Genomic DNA, 14,827 nt, shown 5'->3' with positions numbered 1-14,827 from the left:
CACGGGCTGACGCTGCGCGGTGCCTGCCTGTAGCTGCACCGCTGGGTGGGCCTGGCGACGGCAGGTTTTCTGGTCGTGGTCGGCCTCACCGGCAGCCTGCTGGCCTTCTACGAGGAACTGGACGCGCTGATCAATCCCCACCTGTCGGTGCCCGCGCGGCCCGGGGCCGTGCCGCTCGATCTGGCCACCCTGGCCGAGCGGGCGCAGGCGCTCGCGCCGCAAGCGCAGGTCACCGAGATCACGCTGCGCAGTGCCCACCAGGCCGAGGCGCGTGTGCGGCCCTGGCCCGCGCAGGCCGCGGGCGCGACGACGACGCTCGACTTCGACAACCTCCTGCTCGACCCGTACACGGGCAACGAACTGGGCCGCCGCCGCTGGGGCGACCTCGGGCAGGGCTGGACCAACCTGATGCCCTTCGTCTACCGGCTGCACTACGAATTGGCGCTGGACAGCGTGGGCTTGTGGACGCTGGGCATCGTGGCCCTGGCCTGGACGCTGGACTGCCTGTGGAGCCTGGTGCTGACCCTGCCCGCGCCGCGCCGTTCGGCATCGGCATCGGCATCGGCATCCGCCAGGCGCGGCTTCTGGGCACGCTGGATGCCGTCCTGGCAGATCAAGCACCCGGCGACGGGTTTTCGGCGCGTGTTCGACCTGCACCGCGCCACCAGCTTGTGGCTGTGGCTGGTGCTGCTGGGCTTCGCCTGGTCCAGCGTCTACATGAACCTGTGGGACACGGTCTATACCGCCGTGACGCGCAGTGTGCCCGAGTACCGCACGGTGTGGACCGAACTGCCGCCGCTGCCGGTGCCACGCGAGCGGCCGGGCCTGTCGTGGCGGCAGGCACAGGAACGCGGCGAGGCCCTGATGGCGGCGCAGGCAGGTGCAGCAGGCCTGGTCGTCGAACGTGCCGCGACCCTGCGCTACGTGCCGCAGCACGGGGCTTGGCTCTACCGCGTGCACAGCAGTGCCGACGTGCAGGCCCGGCGCGGGCGCACCGACCTGTACTTCGACGCCGACACCGGCGCCCAGCGCTTGTTCGTGCAGCCCAGCGGCCGGCACGCCGGCAACACCGTGACCGAATGGCTGTACGCGCTGCACAAGGCCGACGTGTTCGGGCTTGCGTGGCGCATCTTCGTGTGCGCGCTGGGGCTGGTGGTGGCGATGCTGGCGGGCACCGGGGTGTGGATCTGGCTGAAGAAGCGCGGGGCACGGCGGGTCGGTACGGGATCGGCGCCGGATTGAGCGCGCGCTATGGGTTGACGTTCGCGGCGGGCTGCCGAAGTGCAGCGCTTGTTCGCACTGGCGTGTTAGCATTCATCCCATCCAATATTCCCATGAGAGGTGGGTATGGAAACGGTGAATGTCAGCAGCCTGAAGAACAACCCGAGCGAAGCCTTGCGCATGGCGCGCAAGGATGTGGTGATCGTCATGAACCGCGATCGGCCGGATGCGCTGATGGTCGGCATCGAGGCGGCCGGCGTTCTTGAAGCGCCGGGCGTGCGGCCCGCCCTGGCCACCGCGCTGTTCCGCGATGGTCAGCTCTCGCTGGTGCGCGCCGCCCGGTTGGCACAGATGCCGGTGGCCCGCTTTGTCGATCATGTGTCGCGCCTGGGCATCCCCGTCATCCGGCTCGACGAGCGCGAGACCGCGCGCGACATGGACACGCTCGACGAGTGGCTGGCCTCGTCCTGACCGACGCCAGCCCGCTGATCGGGCTGGCGCGCGTCGATGGCTTGCCGTGGATGAGCGACCTGTTCGGTGCGGTCTGGTGGCCGGCACAGGTGCGCTTGGAGGTGCTCACCGGGCAGGGCTTGCCGGGCGAGGCCGCCATTGCCGCTGCAGAGACCGCCGGCTGGCTGCGCTTGACGGAGCCGGCCCCGGCCCTGCCCGAGCTGCCCGACCTGGACGAAGGCGAGGCGGCGTGCATTCGCATTGCGCTCGCGCATCGGGCGCGGGGCGCAGCAGGCGCCCCAGCGCTGCTGCTCATGGACGAACGGGCCGGGCGGCACATCGCGGCCGAACACGGCCTGCGTGTCGCGGGCACGGCCGCGGTGATCGGCATGGCCAAGGCGCGCGGCATCATCACTTCGGCTCGCGACGTGTTCGGCCGGCTCCATGCGACGGACTTTCGCATTGCGCCGGAGGTCATCACCACGGTGTTGAGGCGGGTGGGCGAGGTGTGAAGGCCGCGGTGACTTCGATGCCGGCGTGACCACTGGCCGCACCTGGAACGCGCGCCTGAACCGCTGCGTGCCTGTTTCGCTGCAACACTCGCCGCCGAGCCGGCGCGTGATGGCGCGTCTGTGCTTCCACTTCAGCCGCAAGGTGCAGGCCCGGCACGACGAGGTGCAGGGCGAGGTGCTGTTCCCGTGGGGGCGGTGCGAGTTCGAGGTGGTGGAGGGTGGGCTTGCCGTGCTGCTGAGCGTTGACGACGCGGCAAGCCTGCAGCGCGTGCGCGAGGTGGTTGATGCGCATGTGGCGCTGTTTTCGCGGAAACAACCGACGATCATCAACTGGCTGAGCCCAGCGTGAACGAACGCCGTCGGTCTTGTCCGTTTGAGGCACCGGGGCGCCCGGGTTCTCGAGTCTTCTCGCGCCGATATCAGAACTTGTAGCGGGCAGTCAGTGTGGCCGCTCGCCAGGCGCCTTGGTAGCACTCGCCGTGGTAGCAGATCGTGTTGTACTTCTTGTCCGCGACGTTGCCGACATTGAGGGCGAAGCGCCACGAACCGGTCTCATAGTGCAGGGCGGCATCGAAAAGCGTGATGCCGCTGCGGGCCGTGGTGTTGTACTCGTCATCCTGCCGTTCGCCGATGTAGCGCACGCCGCCGCCAAAGCCCAGCCCGTTGCCGAGCAGGTAGTCGAACCAAAGCGAGGCGGACTGCTTCGGCACGAGCGGCGGGATCTTGCCGACTTCATTCGGATCGGCGCTGGCGAGCACCTTCATGTCCAGCCAAGTGTAGGCGGCGGCGATGTTCAGCCCCGGCGCGATCTCGCCCTTGGCTTCCAGCTCGATACCGCGCGAGCGTTGCTTGCCGATCTGGCGTTGCTCAAAGGTGGCCGGGTCGGAGGTGATCACGTTGGTCTTGCGCAGGTCGAAGGCTGCCGCGGTGAACAAGGTGCGCGAACCCGCGGGCTGGAACTTGACGCCCACCTCGACCTGCTTGCCGCGGCTGGGGTCGAAGGGATTGTTGTTCGCGTCGGCACCGCTGTTGGGCAGGAAGGATGTGACGTAGCTGACGTAGTGCGCCCAGCCGTTGCCCAGCAGGTACGTGAGGCCCGCGCGGCCGCTGAACGCGTTGTCCGATTGCCGGGTCAGGCTCGTGTTCAGGATGTCGTCGGTAATCTGGCGCACGTGGTCGTGGCGGCCACCGAGGGTGACGACCCAGCGCTCGCCGAACTTGATCTGGTTCTGGGCGTACAGGCCGGTCTGGCGCGTCGACTGGTCGAGATTGCTCAGCGGGGTGGTGGGCAGGGCCACGGCCTGGCCGTAGACAGGGGCGAGCAGGTCGAGGTCGGGTGCCGTGCCGATGAAGCGCCGCCGCTGGCCCTTCTGGTCGCTGTAGTCGATGCCCAGCAGCACCGTGTGCTGCACGTCGCCATGCTGCAGCTTGCCCTGAACGTTCGTGTCGAGCGATGTCTGTCTCACAGGGTCGTTCCAGGTCCGGGCGATGCGCGAGAGCGTGTGGCCGTCGTCACCGAGCGAGTCGGCCCAGACCACGCGCCGGCTCATGTCGATGTCGCTGTAGCGGAAGTTCTGGTGCAGAGTCCAGACGGCGTTCAGCGCGGTTTCGAAGCGGTAGCCGATCGCGCTCTGGGTCTGCTTCATGTGGCTGAAACTGTAGTCGCCCACCTTGATGTCGGTGAGAACGTAGTTTGCGGTGGCGTAGTACGGGTCTTCAGCCGTGGTGTTATGGAGGAACTCGCCGAAGACCGTCAACGAGGTGGTCGAACTGGGCTGCCACCGCACGGACGGCGCGATGAAGCTGCGTTTGCGGTTCAGCTTGTGACCGTCGGGGTATTTGTCCTGGTCGTTGCTGTCGAGGCTGACACCGGTCAGGCGATAGCTCAGGTCGCTGTTGCCGGCCAGTTGATCCCCGAGGTCGAACGCCAGTTGCTTGCGCTGAAAGCTGCCGTACTGGACTTCGATCTCGCGAACCCGCTCGCCGGGCTCCTTGCTCACGCGGTTGACGATGCCGCCTGCATCTCCTCTGCCGAAAACCATCGCCGATGGGCCGCGGAGCACTTCCACGCGCTCCAGTGCGTAAGGCTCGGTCAAATAGTAGGTGGGCAAGAATGTCGGCTGGCCGAGCCCGTCGCGGTAGATGCCGGTGACGCTGGCGTCGAAGCCGCGCAGCAGGATGTATTCCCAGCCGCGGTTGTCGGGGCCGTAGGTGTTGGTCGTCACGCCGGGTGTGTAGCGCACGGCATCCATGACGTCCTGCGCGCCGCGCGCGTCCATCTCCTCGCGACCGATGACGGAGATCGACTGCGGCACCTCAAGCACCGGCGTGTCGGTCTTGGTGGCGGTCGCGGTGCGTTTTGCGACATAGCCCGCCACCGGTCCCGCCGCCGCTTCCCGCCCCACTGGCGCTGTCACCCGTACCACCGGCAACGTCGTTTCCTTCTCGGCCGCAGCCGGCTGCGATGCCACCGTGTAGCCGCCATCCGGCAGCGCCTTCAGCACCAAGCCGGAACCGGCCAACAGACCCGCCAGCGCTTGCTGCGGCGTCAGCGTGCCCTTCAGCGCCGCGGCCTGTTTGCCGTCGGTGAGATCGGTGCTGAACAGGATGCGCACGCCCGCCTGGCGCGCCAGCGCGCTCAGGGCCTTGTCCAGCGCCTGCGCCGGGATATCGAAGGCACGTTCGACGGTTGGGGCAGAGGTCTGCGCCAGCGCGGCGCCGGCCAGCAGCAGGCTGGCGGCCAGGGCGCTCAGGCGCGGCCGCCACAGCCCGCCGGCCGGGCGGGCCAGCGGGCCGCGTGGGTGGTCAGTGGGAGATGCGTGATTCGGTCGGGTTCGGTGGGCCATGGTGTCCTTTGTGAAGCCTCTGCTGCCGTCAGATCGGCAGCCTCACAGGACATGGCGTTTGAGCGAGCGGGTTGTTGAGGTCCGCAGCAAGAAAAAAACATCAGCGCCGGCTGACGACGCTCACGCTGCCGTCGGCCGCCCGCTCCACCCGCACTGGCAGCGTGGCGGGCAGGGCGTCGATCAGGGCTTCGATGCCGGCCAGGTCGTATTCGCCGGAGATGCGCATGCGCGCCGCAGCCGGGTCTGCCACACGGATCGGCGCGCGCCGATAGCGCTGCACCTCGGCCAGCGCGTCGCTCAGCGGCGTGCCGTCGAAAACGAGCTTGCCGTGACGCCAGGCCGTGGTGGTGGTTGCGTCCGCTGCCGCCACCTGAGTGCGCGCGGCGCTGGTGCTGGTGCCGGTGCCGGTGCCGCTGGAGGACCACACCTGCCCGGCCCGAACCTCCTGCGGCGTGCTTGTTTCGGTGGCGCTGGCCCTGCTGACTTCAACCGCCCCATCGACCACGGTCACCTGCAGGCCGGCGGCTGACTGGCGCACGTTGAACACGGTGCCGATGTCGCGGATGGTCGCGCCTGGCGCGTGCACGATGAACGGCCGCCAGCCATGCGACACGGTGAACAGCGCTTCACCCTGCACCAGGGTCAGCTGCCGGCTGCGCAAGTGGCTTTGCACCCGCAGCACGCTGCCGGTGTTGAGCTGCACCTGACTGCCATCGCTGAGCGTGACCGTGCTGCGCTCGCCGATGGCGGTGCGCAATTCCTGGCTGCGCCAGGCGGGGTCGATCAGCCACGCGGCCGACAGCAGCGCGATGGCCAGTGCGCTGCCGGCGGCCGACCGGCGCCGCGCGCTCTGGCGTTGCTGCTGCCGGGTCTGTGTCCGCGCTTCGGCAAGCAAGGCCTCGCGATCGGGAAACGCGGCGCGCAGCGCGCTGTCATAGGGAGCGAGCGCGTCGTTGGCGGCCACGTCAGCGCGGGGCGTCGATGCGGGCGCTGCGCCGTGTGTGTCGGTGGCGGCGGCCGTGGTGGCCGCGGTGCCGTCAGCGCTCATTCGATGCCCACTCCGTGGCCTTGCTCGGCGCGGGCCGCCGCCCGCACGGCGTGACACGCCCACTCGCGCGCCGGCTCCCATTCGGCAGCGATGGTGCGCATCGCCCGGCTGTGGTGCTGCGCCACCATGTTGCGCGAGATGCCCATGGCCTCGGCGATCTCTTGCTGCGGAACGCCGTGGATGCGTTGCAGCAGGAACACCTGGCGCGCGCGCGGCGGCAGTGCCTCGACGATGCGCACCAGCGACGCCAGATGCTGCTGAAAGGCCAATGCCGAGGCGCCGTCGTGGTGGTCTGCATGAACGTCCGGCAGCTCGGCCACCGGCTCGATCAGCGCCAGGCGGTGCGCGTCAGCACGGCAGCGGTCGATCGCGCGGTGGCTGCTCGCCACGCGCAACCAGGCCAGGGGCGTATGCACGGCTTGCGTCGGCGGCGCTTCCAGCAACTGCACGCAAACGTCGTGCACCACCTCGCGAGCGAAGCCGCCGTCACCACTGCGCCCGTTAAAGCGGCGGCGCACGTAGTCCACCAGTTCGTCGTAGTGGTGCTCGAGCGCGGCCAGCAGCGTGGGCGAGTGGGATGTTGCGGGCATGCCGTGCTGTGGAACGTCAGGTAGCGCCGGTCGCGCGGTCGGCCGCAGGGGTCATCCCTTGCCGCCGCTTGAAGTGCCGCGCCAGGTGGCTGGGGTTGCTGAAGCCGCAGCGTGCCGCGACTTCGTGCACCGGCACTGCGCTGCCGCGCAGCAGGCGCGAGGCCTCGGCAACGCGTTGTTCGATCACCGCCGCGTAGACACTGTGGCCGAACAGCGCCTTGAAGCCATCCTGCAGCGCCCCGACGCCCAGCCCGGCGATGCGTGCCAGGTCGTCGACGCGCAAGGGGTCGGCATAGGCTTGCTCGATGTGCCTCAGGGCCGCGAGCAAGGCGCGCCGATCGCGTGCTGAAAGACGGCTGGACGGGCCGGCTTCCAGCGGTGGAACCGGCGTGCGCAGCCGCTCTGTCACCTGCCGCAGCAGATCCAGCGCACGACACTCCCAATGCAGCGCATCGCGTGCCGAAGCCGGCAAGCCCGACGCGATCAGTTCGTCGATGATGGTCTTCTGAAAAGCATCGAGCGGCAGCCGTGCGACCCAGGCGCGCGCCGTGGCATGGCGGCACAACTCTGCACCGCTGTGGGCAATCGGTGTCTCGCTGTCGAACATCCGGCGCAACCCTGGGCGGAACTGCAGGATCACGCAGCGGAACCGTGTGACGGCCGGGATGAAGTCCACCCCCTCGAAGTGCTCGGCCGACCAGCTGAGGAAGGCGTGGCCCGCGGCGAACTCGCAGCGCGCGCCACGAGAGTCGCGACCCATCGCGAAGTGCCCCTGGCCGTCGAGCATCAGCGCCAGCGACAAGTGTGGCGCGGCGCGACTGGGCATGCAGATGTCCTGCTCGGTCTGACCGTCGACAACGGCGGCGCGCAGGCCATCGCCCACCGTCGCCCAGCGCATGCCGGCGAGAGTGGGCACCTCGGCCGGATCGTCCAGCGACAGGGGGTTGGGGTGCTCCACTCGAAGGCGGCGCGGCGCAGTGCTGAGCATGGCAAGAACAGGGGTCGGCGGAACGGTGCGCTGGGTGCGCGGAATTTTGCGAACAAGAATCATTATTAAATAGATCATTCGTGTTTGGTGCCGACGGATCGTGTTTCGTGCACAGCGCCGTGCCGCCTAGCCTCGCTGATTCAAAACAAAGCGGGCATGAGGCGCGACATGAACAAAAATTGGTGCGGGGCCGTGGCGGCCTTTCTGATCGCAACGACGGACGTGTTGGCGCAGGCGGCAGTGCCCATAGCGCCCGCGCCAGCGCAGGCGGCGTCGGCACCGGGTGGGGCACAACTCCCCACCGTCACCGTGGTCGCCGCCAAGCGCGCCCAGGCCACGTTGGACGTGCCCGCTGCGGTCAGCAGCGCCACGGCGGATCAGTTGCAACGTGCCGGCGTGCAGGCCACCGATGCGCTCGACGCCGTGTTCCCCGAGCTTGCGTCGATGGGGCGCAGCAGCCGCATCTACAACAACTTCACCGTGCGCGGCGCCGCGTCGGCCGACTTCTATGGCCCGGGGCTGCTGCTGGTGGTGGACGGCGTGCCCCAGCTGCCGCATGCCTACGCCCAGGGCCTGCTCGATGTCGCGCGGGTGGACCTGCTCAAAGGGCCGCAGGGCGCCATCTACGGGCGCGGCGCGATCGGTGGCGTCTTGAGCGTGCAGACCGCCCGGCCCGGCGGCAAGCCGACAGCTGAAGCAAGCGCTGAGTTGGGCCCGCGCGGACACAGCGTGACGGGCAACGCGAGCACCGGCGTCAGCGACAGCGGCTGGGCGCTGCAAGCGGGCCTGGCCGACGCACGCCAGGACGGCACGCTGGACGACCCGGCCACCGGTGGTCGCCACGTCGATGACCGCCACAACCGCGGTGGCCGTGTCGCGCTGAGCTGGCTGTCGCCCACGCTGCCGCTTGAGGCGCGCGTCAAGCTGGGCAGTGAGCGCTATCGGTCCAACGAGGAGTACTACGTGCCCTTCTCGCCGATGTCGCGCGCCGCGGTCGGCCCGGTGGTCATGCAGCCGCTGATCGACCGCCGTGTGGACGACGTGGCTGCAGACGTGCAATTCGTGATCGGCAAGCACTGGACCCTCAGTGGTGTGCTGGGCTGGCAGCAGGTGGACCTGGACCGCGTCATCGGCAGCTATGGCATCAGCACGCCCGAGGCCCAGCGCAGCCGCTTTGCAGAGGCGCGCGCCGCCTACCGTGGCGAGGTGTTCGACGCGGTGCTGGGCGTGGCCGACCAGCAACTGCGCTTCGAGCGCAAGGTGGCCAGTTTTGTCTACGGCCCCTACACCTTCGGTGATGCGCGCTCGGTCAACGACGTGCACAACCTGGCCTTGTTTGCCGATGGCACCTGGCGCTTGGCCCCGGCGTGGGAGCTGACGGCCGGCGTCCGTTGGGCGCGCGAACGGGCCGAGGTGGACATGGCTCGCACGGGCGGCACGCCAGGCACCGAGGTGACCTACCGCGGCAGCGACAGCAACGGCGCCGTCACGCCGCGCGTGGCGCTGACTTACCAGCTGGCACCGGACCAGCGCTTGTTCGCCGGCATCGGCAGAGGATTCAAGCCGGGCGGCTTCAACAAGGCGGGCAGCTCCACGGCCGACGCCATTGCCTACCGTGCCGAGACGGCCACCAGCCTGGAGGCTGGCTGGAAGTGGGCTGCCCGTGGCGGCCGCCAGCATGCCGGCGTGACGATCTACCAGGTCCATGGCCGGGACGTGCAGGGCTGGGTCGGCCCGCTGGGCCTGCAAACCTTGTCCAACGTCGGCAACGCGACCAGCCGTGGCCTGGAGTTCGACCTGGCCATGCCGCTCGGCAGCACCCACGAGATCAGTGTGGGTGGCATGGTCAACCGCAGCCGCTACGACGACTACAGCAACCCCGCCGGCAACCTGGGCCGGCGCGATGTGCCCTATGCCCCCACGCACAGCCTGCGGCTGTCGTGGTCGGCCCGCTGGGGCCAAAGCGGTGCCTGGCAGCCGCAGGTCACGCTGCGCCGCGTGGGGGGCTACTGGTTCGACCCCGAGAACACGCTGCGCCAGTCGGCCTACACCGTGGTCGATGCCGGGCTCACCTGGACGGCCACACCGGCGCTGGAGTTGGGCCTGCTGGTGCGCAATGCCGGCGACACCCTGTACCGCACCTATGCCGATGCGGCCGGCGCCCAGCTCGGTGCCGCACGCGAGGCGGTGCTGCAGTTGCGGACGAGGTTCTGATGGCCCCTGTTGCTGCGCCCTCAGCCACGCCCGCCGCCACGGCTGTGACCCGGCCGCGGGCACCGCGTGTCTGGCGCCAGCTGCACCGCTGGCTGGCCTACGTCTTTGGCGCCCTGTTTGTGCTGCAGGGTCTGTCGGGCAGCCTGCTGGTGGTCAGCGGCCCGCTGGACGCCTGGCTCAACCCCGATATGGCGGTGCCCGCAGCGCAGCGCAGCAGTCTGGCGGCGATGGCCGAGCGGCTGGAGCGGCAGCATCCGGGTGCGGTGGGCCTGGGTGTCAAGCAGGGCGACGACGCCGGCCAGCTCATCATGGGCTTCTGGCCCGAACCCGACCCGCTGATCCCGATTGAGCGGCGCTGGCGCCTGGCCCGCCTGCATCCCGGCAGCGGCGACGCGGTGGCGGTGCAGGCCTTTGGCGACTGGCCGCGCACGCGCTACGACGCGCTGGGTTTTCTGTATGCCGTGCACTCGAACCTGACGCTGGGTGCAGTGGGCCGCTTGATCCAGATCGGCGCGGCGATGGCTTTGCTGGTGCTGTTGGCGGCGGGCATCGCCAACTGGGTCAACCGGCGGCGCGCACTGCACGGCAAGCCGGCACACCTTGTCTTTGACAGCGCAGCGGCGCGCTGGCACCGAGGCGTGGGGCTGGCCAGCGCCTTCGTGCTGGCGGTCTTGCTGACCAGCGGGCTGGCGCTGCAGTTCGAGACGGTGCTCGACCCATCGTTCAGCTATCGATCAGAAGACGGGGCCGAGGGCCAGCCCAGGCTGCCGCTGCAGGCGGCGTGGGTGGCCGCTGAGCGGCAGTATCCCGGCGCCCAGGCACGCCTCATCATGGCGCCGTTCACCGAAGGCGGGACGTTTCGAGTCGACCTGGTGCCGGCATCGGGGCCGCATGCCGGGCAGACGGTGGAGCTGTTTGTCGACGCGCACTCCGGGCGCGTGCTGCGTGTGCGCGACGAGGGCGGCCGCCAAGGCATCGACCGTTTCGTCGCGCTGCTGGAGCCCGTGCATGGGGGCGGCATCCTGGGCCTGCCGGGCGAGGCCTTGGCTCTGCTCTCAGGCCTGGTGCCGCTGCTGATGCTGTGGACGGGGTTGCGCCGACGGCGCAGGAAGGTGCAAGTGCCGTGAGCAGCAGGTCGCAGTTAGCAGGTATCAGCCTTCAAGGCGCTGATGAAGGCGCAGTCCGGTTCGGGGCAGTTGCCATTGCGGTACTGCGCCGTCGCGCTGCCGCCTGCCGTTTCTTCCACCAGACCAGCACGCCGGTGATGCTGAGCATGGCCACCGCCAAGCCCATCAGGCTCACAAAGACCTGCATCGCAGTGCCGCCCACGGCGGCCATGTGCAGCGTGGTGAGCCAGGTGTGCACGGTGTCGCCGCTGGCTGCGCCGGTAGGCAGCCGCAAGCCGGTCATCTCGCCGGTGCTGGCGTCGATGCCCACGTGGGTGATGCCCCAGCGCTCGGACACGTCGCGGCTGGTGCGCGCGTAGTAGCCGTACAGCCCCGTGCGCGGGTCGTAGATCAGCATGTACTCACCGAGCACCGCGAAGCCGTTCGCCTGTGCTGCCTGGTCCAGCCGCGCACGGCCAATGTCGCGGGCCTGCCGCCAGTTGACCGGGGGCTGCAGCAACGGCGGGCCGCTGCGTCGGGGGGCATCGTCCTGCTGGAAGGTGAACAGCGTGCGCATCACGGGCTCATAGACCTCGCGCAGGTTGAAGGCCACGCTGCTCCAGGCCAGCACGAAGAGCATCGCCCACGGCCACAAGCCGCCTGCGCGGTGCAGGTCGAAGTTCAGTTTGTGCGCGCCGGCGCGCCAGCGCAGGCCCCAGGCCGGCCGCCAGCGGCGCAGCCAGGAGGGCCCGCCGTTGCGTGAGGCGCGTGCCGGCAGCGTGAGCCAGGCGCCGACGAAGCAGTCCAGCGTCCACAACAGCGCGACCACGCCCAGCAGGTAGCTGCCGACGATGTCGAGTGCCAGCGAGTCATGCAGGCGCAGCACGAAGGGCATCAGGTTCTTCGTGCCCTGGCCGATGTCGCCCCACTTGCGCTGGCCCTGGATGCGGCCGGTCCAGGGGTTGATGAACACCTGGTCGTCGGCCAGTTCCGGCGCTGTGCCGCCGCCAGGCGGTGGCAGCGCGCGCAGGCGGAACGCCAAGGTCCGGCCAGGTTCGATCTGCAAGGGTGCCCTTGGCACGAAGGCTTGCGCAAAGGCAGCCTGCACGCGCTGCCGCAGTTCAAGCGGGTCCAGCGCAGGCCCGGGGCCTGCGGGCGACGCGACGAACAGTTCCGGACTGACAAGGGCCTCCAACTCGTCGTTCCAGGCCAGCAGGCTGCCCGTCACGCCGGCCATCACCAGGAAGCCGGCCATCACCAGGCCGAACCAGCGGTGCAACCTCACCAGGGTCGGGCGCATGGTCAGAAGTCGAACTGCGCGCCGAGCTTGACGGTGCGCGGGCCTCCCTGCATCAGGCCGCTGCTTTCCGATTGCGTCACCCAGTAGGCCTTGTCGGCCAGGTTGTCGATGTTCAGGCGCAGCGTGACCGGCGTGCCGGCCCATCGGGTTTCGAAGCGGGCACCGGCATCGAGCAGCGTGACGGCACCGACCTGCCATTGGTTGTCGGCATCCAGCGGGCGTTTGCCGATGTAGCGCGCGCCGGCCGAGAAGGTGAGCGGCATGCCGGCCAGCCGGTACTCGACCAGGCTGCCGATCTGCTGGCGGGCCACGCCCGGGATGCGCTTGCCGTCGAGCGCACCGCCGCTGGTTTTCTGGCCGGTGGCGTCCAGCCACATGACGCTGGCGGTGGCCAGCCACTGGCGGCTCAGGCGCGCCTTGCCCGCCAGCTCGACGCCCTGGTAGCGCGCTTCGCCGTCCTGGCTGAAGACGTTGTCGGCGCTGGTGTAGGTCAGGCCGCGTTGCAGGCGGAACAGCGCCGCCGTGGCCGACCACTGCGCCCCTTCGGCCTTGATGCCGACCTCATGCTGCTTGCTGATCAGCGGAGGAAACACCTGGCGTGCATTCGCTGCGGTGTCAGGGGCGGTGGCGCCCTGTTCCAACGCCTCGACATAACTGGCGTAGACCGAAAGCCCCGGCAGCGGCCGGTAGATGGCGGCCAGCGTTGGCGTGGTAGCGCTGCGCTTGTAGCCGCTGTAGTGGTCGTCGAGCGTGCCGCGGCGCAGACCGGCGATGAGGTCCCAGTCCGGGCCCAGGTGCAAGGTGTCGGACGCGAAGACTTCATGCAGGTTCACCTTGTCGTATTCGGTGTCCACGTCGCGCGTGGTGTAGAGCACGAAGGGGTTCGCGAAATCGACCGGCCGGGCCAGATTGCCTGAGCCGACGTCGCCACCGTCGTCGCCGCTGGTGTACAGGCTGCGTGTGTGCGTGCGCGAGGCCCCGAAGCTCAGGTCATGCCGCACCGGGCCGGTCTGCAGCTTGCCCGTCAGCAGGGCTTGTGTGTCGCTGCTCTGGAAGCGGTTGGCGTAACTCCAGAAAGTCATCGAATAGTTGCCCTGCGCATCGGCAAAGATGGCCGGCGCCAGGAACTCGCGGCCGCTTTCCGAGCGGCGATGGGCCAGCGACAGCGACCAGTCGGGCGCGACCTGCCAGCTCAGGTCGGTGCCCCAGGTCTGCTGTTTGGACCCATAGCGGGTGAACGAGGGCGCCAGCCGCTTGCTGCCGTCGATGGGCGCCAGGGGCGCGCCCGGGTCCCAGTTGCCGGTGCTGCCGTCCGAGTTGGGGATCAGGGCCCAGTAGCCGCCGCGGCGCACGTGTTTGGCGGCCAGTGCGTCGACGCGCCACACCAGGCCGGGCGTGATGCGCCAGTCCAGCGCCAGCGAGGCCGAGGCACGGCGCGAACTGCCGCCCTCGACATAGGTGTCACCGGTCTCGCCGACGGCGTTGACGCGGTAGCCGAAGGCCTGCTGATCGCCGAAGCGCCCAGCCAGGTCGCCATGCAGCAGCATCAGGCCGCTGTCCATCAGCTGGGCATTGAGCTGGCGAACGGGCTCGTTGCCAGCCCGCTTGAGCGTGTAGTTCAACACACCGCCCGGCGCGCCAAAGCCATACAGAAACGCGCCTGCGCCCTTCAGGATGTCGACGCTTTCGAAGTGCTCCAGCGGCAGGTCGCTGGCACGCGCGCGCACGTTGCGGCCGTCGATCTTTTGCCCGGTGTAGAAGTCCGGGCTGATGCCGCGGATGGCCAGCGAGTTGTTCTCGGTCACCAGGTTGTCCGAGCCCAGGCTGACGGCGGCATCGGCCTTGGTCAGGTCCGCCAGGGACCGCGCCTGCAGGTTGTCGATCAGGTCGCGCGGGTAGACCTCGATGCTGTAGGGCGTGTCCTTCAGGCTCTTGTCGCCCAGCACGCCGACGCGGGCGCTCTTCTGTCGATAGGCGTTGTCGGCGCTGCCTTCAATGGCGGCGGCCTGCACGCGCACCACCGGCAGCACCGTCTCGCCCGCACCGGCTGCAGCCTTCGTTGCGGTCGTTGCGCTCGCGGCCGACGCGGCCAGTACTGTGGGCGCCGCTGCACGGCGCAGCGTGTAGCTGCCGTCCGAGCGCAGCACAATTTCGAGGCCGCTGCCGTCTAGCAGGCGTGCGAACGCTTCGCGTGCGGTGAGGTTCCCCGCCAGCGCGGGGCTGTTGCGCCCTTCGGTCAGCGCGGGGTCGAACGACAGCGCGAGGCCGGATGTCACGGCGGCGGCCGACAGTGCGCGGCCGAGCGGGCCGGCTTCGATGCGGTAGGTCTTGGTTGCGGTGTTGTCCAGCGCCGGCGGTTCGGCGGCGTGGGCGGCAGGGGCCAGGGCGGCCGACGCGGCCACCACGGCCAGGCCGAGCAGGGCTGCCTGCAGGGCTTGCGTGAGTGGGCTGAGCGCGTGTTCGCGCGCGGCGGCGCGGCTGCTGGAAAGAGCGTGTGATGCGGGCACGGTGTTGGTCCTGGCGAGTTGGGAGTGAAGGGGTTCACCGCCCTT

At 69.4% G+C, this 14,827-nt stretch carries 12 protein-coding genes; 6 read left to right on the top strand and 6 right to left on the bottom strand.

Annotated features, from left to right (window positions below; translation table 11 throughout):
- Nucleotides 1–45: 45 nt before the first annotated feature.
- From U5O44_RS06705 to U5O44_RS06690, 4 genes are all read left to right on the top strand, one after another.
- Nucleotides 46–1,242, top strand: coding sequence for a PepSY-associated TM helix domain-containing protein (locus tag U5O44_RS06705; protein ID WP_322587682.1), 1,197 nt, complete (start codon nt 46–48; stop codon nt 1,240–1,242).
- A 105-nt stretch (nt 1,243–1,347) separates the two neighbouring features.
- Nucleotides 1,348–1,692, top strand: coding sequence for a UPF0175 family protein (locus tag U5O44_RS06700; protein WP_322587681.1), 345 nt, complete (start codon nt 1,348–1,350; stop codon nt 1,690–1,692).
- Nucleotides 1,674–2,183: a PIN domain-containing protein gene (locus U5O44_RS06695; protein ID WP_322587680.1), complete on the top strand. Its 510-nt coding sequence runs from the start codon at nt 1,674–1,676 to the stop codon at nt 2,181–2,183. Before U5O44_RS06700 ends, U5O44_RS06695 begins: the two co-directional genes overlap by 19 nt.
- A 25-nt stretch (nt 2,184–2,208) precedes the next feature.
- The gene (locus tag U5O44_RS06690) at nt 2,209–2,532 is read left to right on the top strand and encodes a DUF2218 domain-containing protein (RefSeq protein WP_322587679.1); all 324 of its coding nucleotides are present in this window, start codon (nt 2,209–2,211) and stop codon (nt 2,530–2,532) included.
- Nucleotides 2,533–2,602: 70 nt separating this feature from the next.
- On the opposite strand, the gene U5O44_RS06685 is transcribed toward U5O44_RS06690, so the two are convergent.
- The 4 genes from U5O44_RS06685 to U5O44_RS06670 form a co-directional block, all read right to left on the bottom strand.
- Complete coding sequence (locus U5O44_RS06685; protein ID WP_322587678.1) at nt 2,603–5,029, bottom strand: TonB-dependent siderophore receptor; 2,427 nt, start codon at nt 5,027–5,029, stop codon at nt 2,603–2,605.
- Nucleotides 5,030–5,129: 100 nt separating this feature from the next.
- Complete coding sequence (locus tag U5O44_RS06680; protein WP_322587677.1) at nt 5,130–6,077, bottom strand: FecR family protein; 948 nt, start codon at nt 6,075–6,077, stop codon at nt 5,130–5,132.
- Nucleotides 6,074–6,667: an RNA polymerase sigma factor gene (locus U5O44_RS06675; protein WP_322587676.1), complete on the bottom strand. Its 594-nt coding sequence runs from the start codon at nt 6,665–6,667 to the stop codon at nt 6,074–6,076. The genes U5O44_RS06680 and U5O44_RS06675 overlap by 4 nt, the downstream gene beginning before the upstream one ends.
- 16 nt (nt 6,668–6,683) lie before the next feature.
- Nucleotides 6,684–7,718 carry an AraC family transcriptional regulator gene (locus U5O44_RS06670; RefSeq protein WP_322587675.1) on the bottom strand — a complete coding sequence of 345 codons (1,035 nt, stop codon included), beginning with the start codon at nt 7,716–7,718 and terminating at the stop codon, nt 6,684–6,686.
- A 105-nt stretch (nt 7,719–7,823) separates the two neighbouring features.
- Here U5O44_RS06670 and U5O44_RS06665 point away from each other — a divergent pair, with 105 nt between their 5' ends.
- Complete coding sequence (locus U5O44_RS06665; protein WP_322587674.1) at nt 7,824–9,869, top strand: TonB-dependent receptor; 2,046 nt, start codon at nt 7,824–7,826, stop codon at nt 9,867–9,869.
- Nucleotides 9,869–10,996 carry a PepSY-associated TM helix domain-containing protein gene (locus U5O44_RS06660; protein ID WP_322587673.1) on the top strand — a complete coding sequence of 376 codons (1,128 nt, stop codon included), beginning with the start codon at nt 9,869–9,871 and terminating at the stop codon, nt 10,994–10,996. Before U5O44_RS06665 ends, U5O44_RS06660 begins: the two co-directional genes overlap by 1 nt.
- Before the next feature lie 31 nt (nt 10,997–11,027).
- On the opposite strand, the gene U5O44_RS06655 is transcribed toward U5O44_RS06660, so the two are convergent.
- A complete protein-coding gene (locus tag U5O44_RS06655; RefSeq protein WP_322587672.1) occupies nt 11,028–12,275 on the bottom strand; it encodes a PepSY-associated TM helix domain-containing protein in 1,248 nt (415 codons plus the stop codon).
- A 2-nt stretch (nt 12,276–12,277) separates the two neighbouring features.
- On the bottom strand, nt 12,278–14,782 hold the full coding sequence (locus U5O44_RS06650; protein ID WP_322587671.1) for a TonB-dependent siderophore receptor: 2,505 nt from the start codon (nt 14,780–14,782) through the stop codon (nt 12,278–12,280).
- Nucleotides 14,783–14,827: the final 45 nt, after the last annotated feature.

Origin of the sequence: Sphaerotilus sp., assembly GCF_034519685.1 — a bacterium.
Lineage (GTDB): Bacteria > Pseudomonadota > Gammaproteobacteria > Burkholderiales > Burkholderiaceae_C > Sphaerotilus.
Note: the sequence above shows the minus strand (reverse complement) of the source record. Positions and strands in the feature narration are given on the sequence as shown.